The following is an 18,759-nucleotide window of genomic DNA, read 5'->3' on the forward strand; positions in this document are numbered from 1 at the left end:
GATCATAAATTACTTTGGGGAGTTTTTCCGAACTCTGATGGGGTTTGTCCAAATTGTTCCTTAAAGCACAATCTAAAATACTTGGGTGAGGAAAATCCAACTTCATAAGCAATCTCAGAAATATTCTTATCACTTTTTGTTAGTAGTTGGACAGCATGCTTCATTCGGACCATCCTTATAAATTCATTGGGGGAAAGCCCTGAAAGGTTTTTCAACCTTTTATAGAAAGGGCTTCTGCTCATTGCAATTTTGTTGGTTATATGTTCAACCTTAAAATTTGAATCCGATATATTATCCTTGATGATCTCTATAACTTGTTTGAGGAATTGTTCATCTGCCGAAGTTGAAGTGATAGCTTCAGGCTCCATTGCTATTTCAGTTTTAAAACGTGCAATTAATTTTATACGGTTCTTGATTAAATTATGCACTTTGTGTATAAGCAGTTCGCTATTAAAAGGTTTGGTAATATAATCGTCCGCGCCTTTACCCATGCCTTCAATTTTTTGATTGTTGGATGTCAAAGCTGTTAAAAGAATTATAGGAATATGACTAGTTGAAAAATTTGATTTCAAATGTTGGCATAGTTCCAGTCCAGATAATTTTGGCATTAAGATATCAGATATTATGAGATTAGGATTCAAGTCTATTGCCATTTTATAACCATCTTCTCCATTTGAGGCCTCCCATACCTCAAAAAACTCTTCAAGGCTTTCTACAATATATTTCCGTAGGTCCTTTTCATCTTCGATGACAAGCACCGAATATTTATTGGACGCCAATTCAAGTTGATCACCTTGCAAATACGGTTCTTCTGTTTGTTTAAATACTATTGGGACATTCCCGTTTTCCATTTCTTCGTTGGAAGAGTCAATTTCCGGAATCTCCATATTGAAATGGCTGCTTCCAAGAGGTAATCGAACTGAAAAGGTACTTCCAGATCCTAATTTACTTTTTACCTGTATAGTTCCTTTGATCAATTTTACCATATCGTGGGTTAGGGCCAATCCGATTCCTGTACCAGTATTAGTATTACTCTTTACTTGATAAAAGCGCTTAAAGATATTGGAAAGTTCATTTTCCGGTATTCCCTTGCCCATATCTATTACATCAATTACCGCTTCATTCGTATGTTGATCCATGCTCAGATCGACTTCAATTTCATCATTTTCCGACGAGAATTTAATTGCATTTGCCAAAAGATTAAACATGATCTTTTCAATGGTGCCTGAATCAGACAGTACCTCAAGGTTGTCTATATGGGGTGTATATTGTATTGAAATAGATTTTTCATTCGCCATCTCTTTAAAAGAATCACATATTTCACCAATAAACAGGACTAAATTGATTCTGGATATATTAATTTTTATCTCTCCTAATTCCAATTTTCTAAAATCAAGAATCTGGTTGATCAAAATTAGCAACCTATTCGTATTTTTTTTAATAAGGTGCAATTGCTTTCTTTGAGACAAATCTACCTTGGTATTCGTTATGAGTTTATCAATGGGACCGAGAATAAGGGTAAGGGGGGTTCTAAGTTCGTGGGTTATATTGGTAAAGAATTGAATTTTGTTTTCGTTGGCCTCTTCCTGTCGAAGTTTGTCCATACGCTCTGTCCGCAATGTTTCCTTTAATTTAATTTGTCTCCATATATACCTATTCACATAGAACAAGAACAGCAATGCCATGATTATCCATAAACTAATGGCCCAAACGGTATTATACCATGGCGGATTAATCCTAATTTTTAGAGTTTTTCCATCGTTGTTCCACACTCCATCGTTATTTGAAGCCTTAACTTGAAACACATATTCCCCAGGTGGCACATTCGTATATGTTGCTTTTCTTTGCCTATCGGTTTTATTCCAGAATTTATCAAATCCATGAAGGATGTGCCTATATTCATTTTTATTAGCCAAGGTGAAGTTAATACCTACAAAATCAATAGAGAAAATATTCTGGTCATAAGCCAACTCAATTTCGTTTTGATTAATAAGGTTTCTAGAATCAACGGAATTAATGGAATCCAAATGACTCTTATTTTGGTTGTATATTGAAATTTTAGAAATAACTATAGGTGGAATTTTGTGGTTCTTTTTAATTTGGGTAGGAAAAAAACTATATACCCCGTTTGTACTGCCGAAATAAAGTTTACCATCGCTACCCTTTAAAGTGGCATTTTCGTTAAACTGGCCTTCAAATCCATCATCAAAACCAAAATTTCGGAATTTATTCCTTTTAATATCATATTGAAAAAGACCTTGTGTAGTAGCTAACCATAAATTACCCATGTCGTCGTTCAACAACCCATTAATTACCGTACAGGATAGGCCATCATCCGTAGTATATTTCCTCGTCGTACCATCTTTGGTTTCGTATTGGAATAATCCCGATTTCGTCCCTATCCAAACGACATCATCAACTTCAAGAATAGAGGTCACAATAGGATTGGAATCATCAAAATTCACTTTTTCCATGATACCCAGTGAAGGTAGATATCTTGCCAAAAGGTTATTGGTTCCAATCCAAATAGATGAATCGGCCATTTCTTGGATGCACATTACCAAACCTAGATCCTGGCGGTCCTCTTCGTCAGTTTTGTTAATATGCCTAATGAGCATTCCATCTGAATCGTGGACAAAAACACCGTTTGAAGTACCTATCCAAAGATTTTTTTTGCTGTCGATGTGCAGACTTTTTATCACTTCATTGTGTTTGGTGTCGGCTGTAGGATGGTCTATAAAAGAGAAAATCGAATTCTTCTCGCGAAACAGATTTAAACCATTTAAATAGGTACCTACCCAAATATTGTTCTTATGATCTGCTATAATGGAATTTATTACATTCTTATCCTTTTGCGGATGCAGGTAGTGCTCAAATAAATTAGTTTCGGTGTCGTAAATATTAATGCCGCCACCATCCAATCCTACCAAAATACGGCCATCTAACGTTTCACTGAGACACAACACAGAATTACTGCTAAGTCCTGTTAGATTACCTTTTTCATAGCCCCAATGGGAAAATTTGGATTGGTGTGGATCAAAAACCTTTAAACCAGAATTGGTGGTGCCTATCCAAATTATTTCGTTCCTGTCCATAAAGAGCGAGCTAATAGCATAAATTGGAAACTCGCTTTCTAAATCCAAATCTTGAATTCTTTTGGATTTTCGATTATATCTCATTAGACCATGTCCATCTGTGGCTATCCAAATAATAGAATCATTGACCTTCAAAAGATCCGATATAAATAGGGCCTGTTTATTGTCTTTTGTGTTGGATATCATCTCCAGCTCCGTCAACTTCTTATTTTGGCCCAATTGAAATAATCTTTTCCGTGACGCCAAAATAATCTCGTCGTTTTCACATTTTACGCCATTGTAAACAGGCTCATTCCCCAAATTCAACTTCTCAAGGTCCACATCCGAACTGAATGTCCTTTTGTCCGTATTGAATGTCTCAAACTGGGAATTTTCAAAGCTCAAGATCAATTCATTTTTAGTAAAAGGAACTATTGTTGTGATAGGGGAATCATGGGAGGATGGGTACGCAATCAAACCTTTATTCTCTGGTGTATAATAAAGCATTTCGCCTTCACTTGTCGAAAACCATAAATCCTCTCCTTCTCCTTGGTAAAATGATGAAATTGAATACTGATCAAACTCCAAAGGTGGCGCGATTATTTTTTGGGTAGTAAACTCGAAAATCCTGATGCCAATACTGGTGACAATCCAGATATTCCCGTAATTATCCTTAAAGAGGTGTTCGATATAGAACAAGGAGTCCTTTTCTTCAAACAAGGACAAGGAATAGGTTGATTGACCATCAAATTTGTAGAGCTCATTTGAGGTACCCACCCAGATATACCCTAAAGAATCTTGGATGATATGCCTAACATTGTCACTATTTAATCCACTAGAAAATTTAAAGGAAGTAATTGCAATATCCTTTTTTTCATCTTCCTGGGAAAACGTTTCCCAAGAAAAAGTAAAGATAATAAGTAAAATAATCACCCTGTTCATATATCGTTGCTTTGTCGTTGTTTATTTTGTTGTTAAGGACATAAAAAAAAATTATTTACTGCCTTATTTTTTTTATCATAAATACAGTAACCTCATGAATACCTAACGGGAACAAAATTCCAGTTACTTACAAAAATAAGCAAGGGACCAAAACCTCTGGCAGGAAATACGATTTCACCCCTATTTAAGTCAATTCTTTCCGTTGCAACAATACAATACTGCCTCTTCTTTAATCAAAAAGTAACCCTCGATTACTTAAGTATATGGCTAGTTTTACTCCTTTAAGAATCACAGTTCCTTATAAAAAAAAGATATGGTTACGAACTCTTGAGACAGGACCATATATTAAAAATAAGAATTTAAGAACGACGCAAATATTAACTAAATCAATTATCAACCTTAAAAATCAAATAGGCTTATGAGAAGATGTCATTTAATTGAATCCCTCCAATTAAAAGGAAATTCTACGGAGGGAGCAACCAAAATAATTAGTCTTAATAATCAATCAATTTTGCCTGCGATGGCCTAAAATCAACTTATCCTAAACGGATGGGATTTAATCTAAGTAGCATTTAAATTTAAAACTAAATACTTATTGTAAATGAAGAATTTATTATCACTATTTCTATTACTTTTCACTACCATCACAAGTATGGCCCAACAAATCCAAGTTACGGGTGAAGTGTTGGATGCGGATGGAAATCCTTTACCAGGTGTAAATATTATAGTTGAAGGTTCAACTAATGGTGTAATGTCAGATTTTGACGGTAAATACACTATTGAAGTGAATACTAATGACAAATTGGTTTTCTCATATCTTGGTATGGCAGATCTAATTATAACAGTAAAAGACCAAACAGTTGTCAATGTTACGATGGCGGCAAGTCACGATGAATTGGATGAGGTAACTGTCGTAGCGTTTGGTAAACAGAAAAAGGGTAGCCTTGTTTCTGCTATAACTACAATACGACCGGAAGAATTGCGCATCCCCTCGAGCAACCTTACAACAACCTTGGCAGGTAGGTTGGCGGGATTGATATCTTACCAACAAAGTGGTGCACCTGGAGATGATAACTCACGATTTTTTATCCGTGGGGTTACAACGTTTGGCTCGGGTGTTCCCGATCCTCTTATTTTGATAGACAATGTAGAATTGACCTCTCAGGATTTGGCTAATTTAAACCCAGATGATATTGCCAGTTTTTCGATTCTTAAGGATGCAACGGCGACAGCTTTATATGGAGCTAAAGCAGCAAATGGTATAGTGCTGATTACTACCAAAGAAGGACGAGAAAGTAAACTTAGAATCAATGTTAGGCAGGAACAATCCATTTCCTCCCCGACCAGAGAATTTGAAATGGCAGATCCGGTTACTTTTATGGAGCTGCACAATGAGGCCGTGGCAACCAGAACACCATTGGCACACCGCCCTTATTCTCTTGAAAAAATTGACAAAACTAGGGATGCAGTAAATCCATATGCCTATCCTGCTGTAGACTGGTTGGACTTAATGACAAAAGACATTGCTTCTAATAGCCGAACCAGCATTAATCTATCTGGTGGAGGCAAGATAGCCAGTTATTATATTGCTGGGACAATTACAAATGATAATGGAATTTTAAATGTTCCTGAAAGTAATGGATTTGATAATAATATCAACCTTAAAAAATATGGCGTTCGATCTAACATAAATGTCAATTTAACCAATACCACATTGGCTAAAATTAAGGTAAGTGCCCAATTTGACAATTATAGAGGTCCTATCCCATCTGGTAATGATGTTTATAATAGCAGTTTAAATGCTAACCCTGTGTTGTTTCCAGCCACCTATGAACCTGATCTTGCTTTTTCAAGCGCATCACACATTTTGTTCGGCAATGTTGGCAACGACTCCCCTCAATATTACAACCCTTATGCCGATTTGCATAGAGGATATAGGGACACACGGTCCTCGACAGTAATCGCAATTTTGGAGCTAACGCAAAAGCTGGATTTCATTACCAAAGGCCTGGATTTAAGAATGCTTATTAATTCATCTACCAAATCGAATTTTTCAATATGGCGTTCCTACAATCCATTATACTATGAACTGAATTTGTACAATAAACAAACCAACGAATATACTTTAAGGGAAATTAACCCAGCTACAGGCCGTCAGACCTTGGATCTGGAAGGTACCGCAACCGATGCTACCAATTTGGTGTACATGGAAGGTGCATTAAACTATAACAGGGTTTTTGATGAAAAGCATGCTTTAGGCGGTGTACTGGTTTACACTATGCGAGAACAATTATCAGGATCGGCTACTGATTTCCAATCCTCATTGCCATTTCGAAATTTAGGTTTGGCAGGAAGATTTACATATGGATATAATAATAAGTATAATTTGAATCTCAGTTTTGGTTATAACGGTTCGGAAAGATTTAGCAGTAAAAACAGGTATGGATTCTTTCCATCTGCTGGATTAAGCTGGACCGTTTCTAGGGAAGATTTTTGGAAAAATTCCAAAATCAATGACATAGTTACCAAGTTCAGGCTACGTGCCTCTTACGGTATTGTGGGTAATGACAGAATAGGTGATGAATCGGAGCGATTCTTTTATTTATCGGATGTAAATCTAAATGCCGGAAGCTACGGTAGGTTTGGAAACAATTTTGGAGAAAGTTCCCAAACGACAAGGATTAACAGATATGGCAACGAAGATATTACCTGGGAAAAAGCGTATAAAACCGATGTTGGTATCGAATTGGGTCTGTTTAATGACTTGGATGTAAGGTTGGACCTATATCATCAAAAAAGAACCAATATCTTGATGTCACGTAGTGATATTCCGACCACTATGGGGTTAACTTATACGCCAAAATCTAATATTGGAGAAGCGGCTAGTAAAGGATTTGATCTCTCAGCCGATTACAATTTGATAGGTGGCGACCGATTTTGGGCTACAATTAGGGGGAATTTGACATTTTCCAAAAGTAAGTTTCTAAAGTACGAAGAACCTTCATATCCCAATGCACCGTGGCTATCCCGTGTTGGCCAACCTATAGGTCAACAATTAGGATATGTGGCAGAACGCCTCTTTATTGATGATTTGGAGGTTAGAAACTCTCCAACCCAAATGTTTTCAGGTCTTCCTGTACAAGGAGGAGATATCAAATATGTAGACCTGAACAATGATGGTGTAATCAATTTTTATGACCAAACGTTCATAGGACATCCCACTACACCTGAGTTGATTTATGGATTTGGTGCCTCTGTAGGATATAAGGATTTTGATATATCGTTCTTTTTTCAAGGATCTGGACGTTCAAGTTTCTGGATAGACTACAATTCCATGTCTCCATTTAAACAAGAATCAATAGGAGATGAGGGGGCCATTGGAAATACGGCACTTTCCCAATTCATAGCCAATGATCATTGGTCTGAAGATAACCGAAATTTATATGCAACTTGGCCACGATTGGCAGCTTCACAAGATTTATTAAATAGCAATAATGCCCAACCCAATACTTGGTTCTTAAGAAATGGCTCCTTTTTGCGCCTTAAATCGTTCGAAGTAGGATATACTATCCCAGAACGGATAATCCCTTGGAAATCCAGATTATATTTTAGTGGTATTAATCTTTTGACATTTTCGAATTTTAAATTATGGGATGTTGAAATGGGGGGAAATGCCTTGAACTATCCCATACAGAAAGTTGTCAATTTAGGACTAGTCATAAACTTATAATTTTAAACTAACACTATGAAAAAAATAATTTTTCTAACCACTTTATTGATATCGCTTTCCTGTAATAAGGACTATTTGGATGTAGTTCCGGATAATGTGACGACAATAGCCGATGCGTTCCAGAATAGAAATTACACAATGAATTACCTTTATACTTGTTACAGCTATTTGCCTGAGGTATCCAATCCGGATCAAAATCCTGCATTAGTGGCAGGTGAGGAAGTATTTTATGATGATCAATCGGTAAGAGTCAAATATTCGGGCAATGTCAATCCACAGAAAATTTCAAGAGGACTTCAAAACTCAACATCGCCTTATTCTAATTATTGGGACGGAGGATCTGGAGGGAAAAGTCTTTGGGAGGCCATCAGAATATGTAATACTTTTTTAGAGAACGTAGACAGGCCGACAGATTTGGATGAAAGCGAAAGAAATAGATGGATCTCAGAAGTAATGTTTCTTAAAGCTTATTATCACTTCTATCTTTTTCAATTGTACGGACCAATTCCAATTATGGATACAAATCTACCATTGAATGCCAATTCTGAAGAGGTTAGGGTGTATCGTGAACCTGTAGACGAAGTCGTTGAGTACATTGTGAGCACTATAGATGAATCTTTAGAAAATTTACCTAATAATATAACAAGTGCGATTAATGAAATGGGGCGTGTTACAAAACCGATTGCCTTAGCATTAAAGGCCAAGACACTAGCTTTGGCTGCAAGCCCCCTTTTTAATGGCAATCCTGATGTTGCCCATTTGCAGGATAGTCGGGGCATTTCACTTTTCCCTTCTGGGGAGGACCCCACCAAATGGACAAGGGCACAAGTGGCACTAAAGGAGGCCATCGACGCTGCACATGAATACTCAAATGCTCGTTTGTTTGATTATAGAGAGAATAGTCTATTGGATTCTGAGAGTTTATCTGATTCAGTTCTTCTTGTACTTAATATAAGGCAAGCAGTTTGTGAAAAGTGGAACTCCGAAATTATCTGGGGAAGTACCGAATCAACGAGACAAATTCAAATTAATTCAGCGGCCAAGTTAACAAGTTCTGAAAGGATCAATGGGAGTTTTGCTCAGTTTCATAGTCCAACAATGAGGATCGCTGAACAATTTTATTCTAAAAACGGGGTGCCTATCGGAGAAGATAAGGAATGGGTCGAAAACAATTGGTATACCAATAGGTTTACCACTAGGCTAAATAACCCAGAGGATAACCATCAACCCTATTTGAAAATGAACGATTATTCTCCTATTTTACACTTTAACAGGGAGTCTAGGTTTTATGGAACATTGGGGTTTCATAACGGGCTATGGATACGATCTGAGGAAGAGCCTTATATTTTAAATGGTCTGGTCAGCGGAAATGCCGGTCCGTATCAGAATGAGGATTTCTCAGCAACTGGATATTATTCAAAAAAATTGGTGAGCATTTATACCAAGCCCGAAGCACCCTATGGAATCATTACTGAAGATTATTCTTTCCCAAGGATAAGGTTGGCAGACCTGTACTTGTTATATGCGGAAGTATTGAATGAAGTTGGAGCTCCGGAAGGCGAGATATTCGAATATGTGGATAGAGTTAGAGAAAGAGCTGGACTTGAAGGAGTAGTGGATTCGTGGACAAAGTATTCGGTCAATCCATCCAAATATACCTCCCAGCAGGGCAGAAGGGAAATTATCCATCAAGAAAGATTAATAGAACTTGCTCTTGAAGGCCAACGCTATTGGGATTTGAGAAGATGGAAAAAATTAAGTGACCAAATGAATAACCCCATTTGGAAGTGGAATATATATGATGAAACCGTAACTGGGTATTTTGATCGGGTGGCTCTAGAATTTAGAGTGTTTCAAGCAAAAGATTACTTCTGGCCAATTAAATTATCATCAATAGATGTAAACAATAATTTAATTCAAAACCCAGGATGGTAAAGAATCAATTGAACTTATTTCAATTCTAAAACTATAATTATGAACATATATTTAGAAAAATTAAAGAATATAACCACCCCTATTTTATATGGCTCACTCTGCTTTTTAATAATAGGTATCTTAATTTCTTGTGAAGGCGAAATGAATGCTTTGGACTTGAAATCTGGAGATAGTACAGCTCCATCGGACCCAGTAGTCGACAAAGTAATTAATATGAGTGGTTCTGCAACTATCGAGTGTTTACTTCCCCCTGATGAAGATGTACTTTATTTGATGGCCGAGATAACACTAAATGGTGAACTTCGCAAAGTAAAATCATCATTTTATAATCCTGTATTGAAAATAGAAGGCTTTCCAGAGGCCGGCGACTATGAGGTGCTTATAAAATCAGTCGATAGAAATGAAAATGTTTCTAAAGGTATTACTACGATAGTATCTCCAACTACGCCATCATATATATCTACAGGAAATAATATTTCAATGGAAGCCACTTTTTCGGGTGTTTACGTTAGTTGGCAGGAAAATTTATCAAAGGATAATTTAATACTTCAATTACTAGGTTACAATGAAGACAATGAGGTAGTGGTACTGGATGATTATTATACCAATTTCGAAGAAGGTAGTTTTTTGTCCACGGATCCGTCTTATGGCTATGAGGAAAAGGCTTTCGGAATAAAAGTATCAAATCGTTGGGGCTATTCTTCAGATACCACTTGGGTCAATATAAAGCCGAAGTTTGATGAACAGTTGGACAATACAGTAATGTCCCCGGTATTGGATTGGGCAAAACCCAATACTGATGATATTGCCGAAGGCCCTTGTGAGGATGTTGGTCCTAATTTTAGAAATCCACAAACCCAGTTCAGTCATCTTTTCGATGGGGAACTCAATACCTACTATGAAACAGGAGAAGGGGTTCCACCTTTTACTTTCACTTTTGATCTTGGAGTAACAGCCAATTTAAGTCGATTTAGGTATTATCAAAGAAGAGGCCCTGAATTTTCCTTTTTACATAATACGATAAAAAGATGGCGAGTATATGGATCTGAAACAAAGGAACCATGTATCGATGACCCGGCATGGAAACTACTAGGGACTTACGAAATGACCAGGCCATCCGGAGAAGATTACACTACCTCTGAGGATATCGATGCATCGCAAGCTGGACTTGATTATTTTATAGATATCGAAGCTACTAATATCCCTGTCAGGTATATCAGATTCGCAATTGATGAAAACTGGTCCAATGGTACAATGGCCCATTTCGGTGAATTGATGCTATGGGGTGTTAAAGTTGAATAATTAAAAATAAAAAAATGAAAAACTTATATGTATATGTGATTTTGGGGTTAGGCCTTGTATTTTCCTGTTCCAAAATGGAAGATAACTTTAAAGATTATTTGGGTCGTGAGGACAAGGTATATGCGGGAAAAGTAGATAGTGTGTCCTTAAGGACGGGTTACAATCGTATCCAGTTCGATATTTCGACTAGTGTCCGTAATTTAGAAACAGTGAGGGTATTCTGGAATGACTTTGCTGACTCTCTCGATGTAAGTATTATTGGTGAACCTGGAATTACTACCAAAATATTGGATGGGATTGCGGAGAAGGATTACAACTTTAATTTTGTTAGTATTGATACTCATGGAAATAAATCGTTACCTTTTAGTGTGCCTGGAAAGGTATATGGAGAAAAATATATTGCGGTCCGCACTGTACGACCGATCAAAGAAATTCAACTACTGGATGCCGAAAATTTGATTGTTGTATGGAACGGAATAGTGGATGATGGGGTGTATTGTGATTTAACGTATACAGACATTAATGATCAGGTCGTAAATATTAGAGTACCAATGTCCGATACGGAAACAGAACTTAATGATATTAATGCAAAGCTAGGTTTTAGCTATACCACCGTCTATTTACCTGAAGAAGATGCAATTGACGAATTCTTTTCCGATGCCGTTCAGGTTCAGCCCGAAATTGCCTTTGAGCTCGGTAAAGAAACTTGGTCCTTGGTCAGCCTACCCACTGACGTTAAAGGTGATTGTTATGGCGGAAGTATTGCAGGTTTATGGAACGGTAAAACCAATGATTATTATCATAGTGGCTGCTATGGTGATGTTGAGGATCTTATTCCACATCATTTTACATTTGATTTGGGGGTTGATGCTAATTTGGTTAAAGTCCGACTAGATCCAAGGACTGGATGTTGCCAAGGAAGAAATCCAAAACGCTTTCAAATATGGGGAATTTCAGATTTAACCGATGCGGAAACTACTCTGGATTCAAACGACCCAAATTGGGAACAAGAAATGATCGATAAAGGTTGGGTCCAATTGCTCGATCACGAAACCGCACCTAGTTGGAATGGTTCAGCCGAAGGATATATTACAAATTTAACCGATAACACCAGTGTAAGATATATTCGCTATAGAATTCTTGACAATTGGAATGGTGAACCATACTCAGCATTGTCTGAGCTTACATTTTGGTATGGAGAATAATTCAATGCTCTTTCGGTATAAAAAATTGTCTTTTCTTTACTAGGGCAATACCTTAAGACGTGTAGTTCAATTTAAGCAGAGGGGACAATGTCCCCTCTGCTTTTTTATTTCCAATCACATATTTGGGCCGAAACTTCTCATTCCATTTTTTACAAAAGGGAAGAAAATATTCCAGACATAATTAATAGAGACTTGTATAGGTTATCTGCTCTTTTGGAAGTAGTTGACGAAAAGCTACAAACCATAAAAAATACTGTTGAAAAACACTTTTATTATATCAGTAGCGCACCCTATGAAGATATATTAAAATTAGACTTAAATTCTGAAACATTTAGGAGAATAATGATTGAGAATTCTGGAGGTAATTACAAACTAACTGACCTAAACAACAATTATTTATCGAATTTAGAGGTGTCCTAAAAAGGGGAAGGCTACATTTTTAGGGAAGGCTACAGTCCTTCGTTGCTTGTGAGACCTCTGATTTTACTATCAGCTCATTTCCGGCAACTACTACGACCTCTGCTGACTTCTCCGTTATATCAACACGTAATTACGGAGACCTCCCCAGGTAATGACATCTTTCCTGCCACGCCGATAGGCGAGGTTTCCCTCGATTCCTGCCAGATCTACTGCTACGGCATTCACTTAAAAGTGTTTTGGACTTCACAATGATGTGCTTGCTCATCCATCCTCACAGCCTCGTATCTGGTTCCTGTTCGTCAGTACCGAGTTTTGTAGTCCTGCTTCCTTCAGTCCTAGCTTCGCAACTAGCAACCTTGCAGCTTACTAATGGTTCAAGGCGTTACCCCTGCCCATAAGGGACTTGCACCCTCTAGATTAATACCATATCTTAGATATGATAAAGATGCCCATGCTGGGCACACACAATGGCTATAATTAATGTGGGGTTTGGGTTTGTTAGCCAAGGTCTATGTATATTTATGAGGTCGCAAAATCTTTGGGATTTTGCTTTAGACAAAAAAAATAAAACAAAACAAAAAGATTTGGCTAAGAGCTGTGGCGCAATTTGAATCGTAAATCACCGCCCCACACTAATCATAGCCGAGCCCGTTGTAGCAAATTAACCGAAAATGATTAATCGATATAGAAAGAGTATAATATCTTTACTTGATAATTTGCACGAGGCTAGAAAAAAACCTTTTGAAAATATTGAAAAATGGTTATTTCTACAGGAGAGTTTAATAAAAAAAACAGTTTATGTTGAGACTAGAATTAGAGAAAACAAGTTAAGAATTAAAGAAATTAATAAATATAGAAAAACACCAAATCAAAATATAAGTAAGTTAGAGTCAAATTCTTTAAAAGAAAGACTCAAAGTATTGAAATATCAAATTGAGGAATATAGATGGATATTAGATATATATCAAAGTATTGGAGATGGAATTGCATACACATTTATTCATAAACTTGATATTAAACCATTAAATTTCAAAGAATCTGCTGGTTTTTTATCTGGTAAAAAAGGATTTATTTTAGAAAAAAAAATATTACGTATTGCTTATAAAAAAAATCAAATTGCAATATTAAATGACCTTACATCAGTACTTAAATATGCTGATATTACATTAATAAATGAAAATGGAATAAATGCAATTGAAGTAAAGTCAAGTAACATACAGAATAAAAGGGTTAAACGACAAGCTGAAAATTCCAAAAAAGTATTTGACTATTTATCTACAGATATAACGACTGATTTATATGGGACAGAAGGTGTAATGCAAAGAAAAGAAACTAGTAGTCCTGAAATAAATTATACATCCAAGTTTAATAAATTAATTAAAAAATGTTCAGAAAAAGGAATACAATCTGAATTCTTTGAGAATGGGTTATTGTTTGTTGTTGCTCATAACCATTTCAATAAAGACGAAATGAATAATGTTTTTTTCAATAGTGGACTAGATAAACCTTTTGCAGTTCATTTAAATATGCACAAATTCACAAAAAAAGGATATTTCCCTTTTTCATTAAGTTTTAATAAGTCAAATTATTATTGGGATTTTTTAGAAGGAAAATTAAATGTTTTTATGTTTTTTGAATTCAAAACAATTGAGAAAATTGCAGAAAGAAATGGTTTTATAGTGGAACAATCAAATGAAGAACAATGGGCATTTAATTTTATAAATAAAAACAATGCTATTCCTGTATCAAATTTTAATATTTCTGAACATTATTTTAGTAGAACATTTATGGAATTTGTTTCTCTAGAATGGCTTATTCAAGATATGTTTAATCAATTTAATAATCTGATAAAGGAATTAGAGAAAAAAAAGAAATAAAAACACTATGCACAATTGAGTAGACGGCTCCGCCATTGACTGACGGAGTGCGCCTCTCACACCACCGTACGTACGGGTCTCGTATACGGCGGTTCGTAACCCATGATGGGTTCAATTCCATGTAAAGCCTTAACATTGCTTGGTAGCCCCTTTGTTGAAGTCTTTTGAGGGTAATAGTGGAGTTCAAAATTGGACTCTGGGCTACTGCCCAGCCCCCTTTTCTTGTTCTACTCCACGCATAGGCATGGTCTTGGTCTACGCCCAATCGGATTAGGTTTTTCCTTTTCCGCTCGGACTTCTTCCAATCTGTCCAGATACAATAACGTAAACGATTCCTGAGCCAACCATCCAGATCACGTAGTTTGCCATGGATACTTGTCCCTCGAAAATAGTTCAGCCATCCCCGTTGGATTTCGTTTATCTTGGCAACCCGCTCATCAAAACTCATGGGCTTGGTTTTGGCGGTTATTGTCTTTACCCTCATTTTTAAACTCTTCCATGCTTTTTCGCTCACTACCAATTGATATTTGCCCTTCTCTCCTTTGATGTAGGTAGGTACCAAACCAAAACCCAGGATGGTGAACTGCACAGGCTTCCTTACGCCACTTTTCTCTCGGTTCACCGTGAGCTTAAGCTTCGTCTTTAGATACTTTGAGATTGCTCCCATCGTTGCCGTTGCATCACTTCTTCGTCTGGTGTAGATACTGAAATCGTCAGCATAGCGAACGAACCGAAGTTTCCGTCTGGTTGTAGCCTTCCCTAAAAAAGGGTAAGGCTACAGGGCAATGACGGTTCCTGCAACTGTTGTAACTGATGTGGAGTTTATGGCAGCAATCGCACTTATCTATATGTCCGCCCATGGCCGGTGTCCGGCATCTACGGATGGCGTGTAGGGTACGCATATGCCAGCACGTAAAGGTTTGGGAAGAGATCTGGTCCCGCTCCATCTCCAACACATCGGCCACTTTAAAGTGGCTGCGCATTATTCAAATAGCGTATCGAGCGGGCTGAACTTGTGCGAACTCCCGGTGTTTGCAACGTGCAGGTATACCAATGTTGTCTCGATAAAAGCATGTCCCAAAAGCTCTTTCAGGCTTATAATATTGAGACCTGCTTCCAGCAAATGCGTGGCGTAGGTGTGGCGTAGGCAATGGGCGGTAATGGTCTTGTGGGTGTTTACCTTGCCCCTGTTCTCCTTTATCACCCATTGTATCCCGGTGGTAGTAATGGGCCGTGGTGCCCCATTGTCGGTTACCTGGCTGTTGAAAAGGAAGGTCCGGGGAGATTCCGTTGCAATGTGTTTTTTGAGCCCGCGTGCCAAGTGTTTGCCAAGGGGCAGGTACCGATCTACTTTACCCTTCTGCTTTTTTACAAAAACTGTCTGTCGGTCAAAATCGACATCGCAAAGGCGCAATGCGCAGAGTTCGTAGCTCCGTAGACCACAACCGTACAGCATGCCCAGCATCAGCCGGTGTTTGAGATATATGGGCGCTTTGAGAAAAGTGCGTACTTCGGCCTTGCTCAGCACTACGGGCAATTTGTTCTGGCGCTTTATTTGCGGGAGCTTGACATGCCTGTCTTTTATTCCCAAGACTTTATAAATGGCACGAAGACCGAAAACGGTGTGCTTAAAAAAACTTTCGGATGGGGTCTTGTGTCAGTTCTTGCAATGAAAAAGATAATCATCGATCAGCTCGGTAGAAAGTGTCTCAGGGCTTTGCTTGTAATGGAGGGCCAAATGAGCCAGGCACCGAGTATAGTTGTTCAAGGTACTTTCAGCCTTGCCGTTGATCGTAAAACTCTTCCTTAATTTCACGCAAAGGTTTTCAAAGCCCGGAACTTCTGCGATAGCGGTCTCTACTATCGTTTTACTTTTTTTTGTACATAAACGTAAATTTTAAGTGTACCATAAATATAAGAAATGTTGTATTTTGCTGTGGAAAGCTTCCGACCGGTAGGGAGGATTCGTTCAACAAAGCCTATGAAGTAATGCGCTAAGATGTCTGTTACGAACAGTGTCTTGTTTAGCTTGGCGCACTATTCTTATACCAATTCGTTATGGGCAATTAGAGCAGAGCAAATATAGAAGCTATGGAAATTTTAAGAGTAAAATTTTCTGCATATAATAGAAAAAAGAATCAGTTTGCTCAATGCTTTTTGCTGATACAAAAGATGAATTTCAGTATTTCAAATGTTTTTAACATTAGCAAGTCGAAGGATTATTACATATGCTCGGAAATAAAAATTGATAGATTAATAAAACACAAATGTGAGGAACAAGGTGGAGAATTTTGGGAAGCATATTGTGAATCAGAAGAAAAGGGCTTCTCGTTTACGGATTTTCCAGACCATGGAAACTTAAACATGAATTTTTATAGGTTCCCTAGAATTGGTGAAAAAGATTTCGAAAGTGTTGTGAATTCTCTTGGAGGAATCAAGATTCAAGAAACAGAAAAAAGAACGCCAGATTTCGAGGTGAACAATGTGATATTGGAATTAAAAGATTTGCAAGAAGAAAGTCTAGAAAACAAACAGCGACAGGAAAATATTGCAAAGCTTTTTAAAGAAAAGAAAGACTATGCAATTAATATCGACCCTTCCTTAGACTTTGGGGAATTAACGTATAGTTATCATAGAATTATCAAAAATTCATTAAAGAATCATTTCAAATCAGCAAGCGGACAAATAAAACAGCATAAAAAAAATAAAGATTTTAAAGCATCAGGTATTGTTTTGTTTAATACAGGCTTATATAGTTTACCACATGAATTGTTTAAAAAGATGGTGTCTGATATTTTAATTAATGATACAAAAACAATCGAGTTTGCATTTATTTTTTCACAAAGAATGCAATCAAATGGATGGGATATGTATGCTGTTTTCGCTAGTGAATGGATTGGGAATTATCCTTTAGAAATTCAAGAGCTTAAGAGTGAGTTGGATAAATTGGTAAATCAGAAAATGACAGAAATGATGCGTAAAAATGATCGTTCGAATATAATTGAATCACAGAAGCCAATTTCATTCGAGATTGATAATAAAGTATTTTTCTGGAATCCTGGACAGCTAAGGTTCCCTTGGGAAACAAAAAATATTTGAAAATGAGTGGGATTAAATCTGACCTGATAGAATTCGATTTGACAAAGGATAAATGCTTTGTTTGTGGAAGAAAGGCCAATACGGTTGAACATCTTTTTCCAAAATGGTTACAGCATAAATTTAATTTGTGGGATCAAAAAATACATATACCAAATGAAACAACAATTTCATATAAGCAGCTATTAATCCCATTATGTAAAAAATGCAATAATGAGGTATATGGTCAATTAGAGAATAAAATAAAATCGGGAAATGCTTCTGATGCAGAAATATGGCGTTGGGCAAATAAGATGCATTTTGGATTAACTTTAAAAAATCAATTCTTAGAATGGGATAGAAAGAATCCGGGAAATAAAATAGGTGATATTATTAGTCCATCAGATCCACTTGAGCAAAGTCGACATTTCCTTCACTGTGTTTCTGGAGATTTTACTTGTAGCCCTGATCCTTTTGGTTCGGTATTTAAATTTCAATTAGATTATGAAGAAGATTTTAATTTTATTCATATAATTAATTCTCAGTCAATTTATGCTTGTCTCGGTGATGTGATTTATATTGTTTTTGTGAAAGATGGTCAGACTATGAAAGAAGATATTGCAATAAAAGAAGATTATGAGTCAATTTTGTCTGGAAAGTATAAAATGCAGGATGCACTGTTCTTTTATGCAAAATGTATTGAGTACATGGATAGATATACTTATTCAATTCCGATTGTTTTTTCAGGAAAACAAATTCTGAAATTTGGTAAGGCAACTCTCAGAGATGAAAAACCATTTGATAAGGAAAAATTTAGTGCAATATGTAATAGATTTGGAATCACTTGGATAGATAGTAATGATATTAATAAAAGCCCATAATTGAGTAGACGGCTCCGCCATTGACTGACGGAGTGCGCCTCTCACACCACCGTACGTACGGGTCTCGTATACGGCGGTTCGTAAATTGATGGGTTCAATTCCATGTAAAGCCTTAACATTGCCTGGTAGCCCCTTTGTTGAAGTCTTTTGAGGGTAATAGTGGAGTTCAAAATTGGACTCTGGGCTACTGCCCAACCTCCTTTTCTTGTTCTACTCCACGCATAGGCATGGTCTTGGTCTACGCCCAATCGGATTAGGTTTTTCCTTTTCCGCTCGGACTTCTTCCAATCTGTCCAGATACAATAACGTAAACGATTT

At 37.0% G+C, this 18,759-nt stretch carries 11 protein-coding genes and 1 pseudogene; 7 read left to right on the top strand and 5 right to left on the bottom strand.

Going from position 1 to position 18,759, the window contains the following annotated elements:
• Positions 1-2 precede the first annotated feature (2 nt).
• On the bottom strand, positions 3-4,016 hold the full coding sequence (locus tag C7972_RS04490; protein WP_110355034.1) for a hybrid sensor histidine kinase/response regulator transcription factor: 4,014 nt from the start codon (positions 4,014-4,016) through the stop codon (positions 3-5).
• A gap of 601 nt (positions 4,017-4,617) precedes the next feature.
• On the opposite strand from C7972_RS04490, the gene C7972_RS04495 reads away from it, so the two are divergent.
• From C7972_RS04495 to C7972_RS04520, 5 genes are all read left to right on the top strand, one after another.
• Entirely contained in the window at positions 4,618-7,746 is a 3,129-nt protein-coding gene (locus C7972_RS04495; protein ID WP_110355035.1) for a TonB-dependent receptor, read from the top strand.
• 15 nt (positions 7,747-7,761) lie between these two features.
• Positions 7,762-9,681 carry a RagB/SusD family nutrient uptake outer membrane protein gene (locus C7972_RS04500; RefSeq protein ID WP_110355036.1) on the top strand — a complete coding sequence of 640 codons (1,920 nt, stop codon included), beginning with the start codon at positions 7,762-7,764 and terminating at the stop codon, positions 9,679-9,681.
• A gap of 39 nt (positions 9,682-9,720) precedes the next feature.
• Positions 9,721-10,983 (top strand): DUF5000 domain-containing lipoprotein, encoded by a 1,263-nt coding sequence (locus tag C7972_RS04505; protein ID WP_110355037.1) that lies wholly within the window; start codon positions 9,721-9,723, stop codon positions 10,981-10,983.
• 14 nt (positions 10,984-10,997) lie between these two features.
• Positions 10,998-12,188: a DUF4998 domain-containing protein gene (locus tag C7972_RS04510; protein ID WP_110355038.1), complete on the top strand. Its 1,191-nt coding sequence runs from the start codon at positions 10,998-11,000 to the stop codon at positions 12,186-12,188.
• Between the two features lie 1,091 nt (positions 12,189-13,279).
• Positions 13,280-14,485, top strand: a complete 1,206-nt coding sequence (locus tag C7972_RS04520; protein WP_110355040.1) for a hypothetical protein — start codon at positions 13,280-13,282, stop codon at positions 14,483-14,485.
• Here the strand turns inward: C7972_RS04520 and C7972_RS04525 are convergent.
• From C7972_RS04525 to C7972_RS04535, 3 genes are read right to left on the bottom strand one after another with little or no spacing between them, the layout of a single operon-like run.
• Positions 14,445-15,152 (bottom strand): group II intron maturase-specific domain-containing protein, encoded by a 708-nt coding sequence (locus tag C7972_RS04525; RefSeq protein ID WP_110355041.1) that lies wholly within the window; start codon positions 15,150-15,152, stop codon positions 14,445-14,447. The genes C7972_RS04520 and C7972_RS04525 overlap by 41 nt on opposite strands.
• Positions 15,153-15,198: 46 nt before the next feature.
• Positions 15,199-15,468, bottom strand: coding sequence for a transposase zinc-binding domain-containing protein (locus C7972_RS04530; protein ID WP_309148910.1), 270 nt, complete (start codon positions 15,466-15,468; stop codon positions 15,199-15,201).
• Positions 15,468-16,076 carry a tyrosine-type recombinase/integrase gene (locus C7972_RS04535; RefSeq protein ID WP_258364770.1) on the bottom strand — a complete coding sequence of 203 codons (609 nt, stop codon included), beginning with the start codon at positions 16,074-16,076 and terminating at the stop codon, positions 15,468-15,470. Before C7972_RS04535 ends, C7972_RS04530 begins: the two co-directional genes overlap by 1 nt.
• 500 nt (positions 16,077-16,576) lie before the next feature.
• Here C7972_RS04535 and C7972_RS04540 point away from each other — a divergent pair, with 500 nt between their 5' ends.
• Together C7972_RS04540 and C7972_RS04545 are read left to right on the top strand one after the other, a co-directional pair.
• The gene (locus tag C7972_RS04540; protein WP_110355042.1) at positions 16,577-17,584 is read left to right on the top strand and encodes a hypothetical protein; all 1,008 of its coding nucleotides are present in this window, start codon (positions 16,577-16,579) and stop codon (positions 17,582-17,584) included.
• Between the two features lie 2 nt (positions 17,585-17,586).
• Positions 17,587-18,441: a hypothetical protein gene (locus C7972_RS04545; protein ID WP_110355043.1), complete on the top strand. Its 855-nt coding sequence runs from the start codon at positions 17,587-17,589 to the stop codon at positions 18,439-18,441.
• A 41-nt stretch (positions 18,442-18,482) separates the two neighbouring features.
• Here the strand turns inward: C7972_RS04545 and C7972_RS24065 are convergent.
• Positions 18,483-18,759, bottom strand: a pseudogene (locus C7972_RS24065) (group II intron reverse transcriptase/maturase); the annotation flags it as partial.

This window comes from Arenibacter sp. ARW7G5Y1, from assembly GCF_003201775.1.
GTDB lineage: Bacteria > Bacteroidota > Bacteroidia > Flavobacteriales > Flavobacteriaceae > Arenibacter.

Excerpts from the sequence above, each read along its gene's own strand:
- C7972_RS04500 (WP_110355036.1), top strand. The coding sequence starts at position 7,762 with ATGAAAAAAATAATTTTTCTAACCACTTTATTGATATCGCTTTCCTGT.
- C7972_RS04530 (WP_309148910.1), bottom strand. The coding sequence starts at position 15,468 with ATGCGCAGCCACTTTAAAGTGGCCGATGTGTTGGAGATGGAGCGGGAC.
- C7972_RS04510 (WP_110355038.1), top strand. The coding sequence starts at position 10,998 with ATGAAAAACTTATATGTATATGTGATTTTGGGGTTAGGCCTTGTATTT.
- C7972_RS04540 (WP_110355042.1), top strand. The coding sequence starts at position 16,577 with ATGGAAATTTTAAGAGTAAAATTTTCTGCATATAATAGAAAAAAGAAT.
- C7972_RS04545 (WP_110355043.1), top strand. The coding sequence starts at position 17,587 with ATGAGTGGGATTAAATCTGACCTGATAGAATTCGATTTGACAAAGGAT.
- C7972_RS04505 (WP_110355037.1), top strand. The coding sequence starts at position 9,721 with ATGAACATATATTTAGAAAAATTAAAGAATATAACCACCCCTATTTTA.
- C7972_RS04520 (WP_110355040.1), top strand. The coding sequence starts at position 13,280 with ATGATTAATCGATATAGAAAGAGTATAATATCTTTACTTGATAATTTG.
- C7972_RS04495 (WP_110355035.1), top strand. The coding sequence starts at position 4,618 with ATGAAGAATTTATTATCACTATTTCTATTACTTTTCACTACCATCACA.
- C7972_RS04525 (WP_110355041.1), bottom strand. The coding sequence starts at position 15,152 with ATGGGAGCAATCTCAAAGTATCTAAAGACGAAGCTTAAGCTCACGGTG.
- C7972_RS04490 (WP_110355034.1), bottom strand. The coding sequence starts at position 4,016 with ATGAACAGGGTGATTATTTTACTTATTATCTTTACTTTTTCTTGGGAA.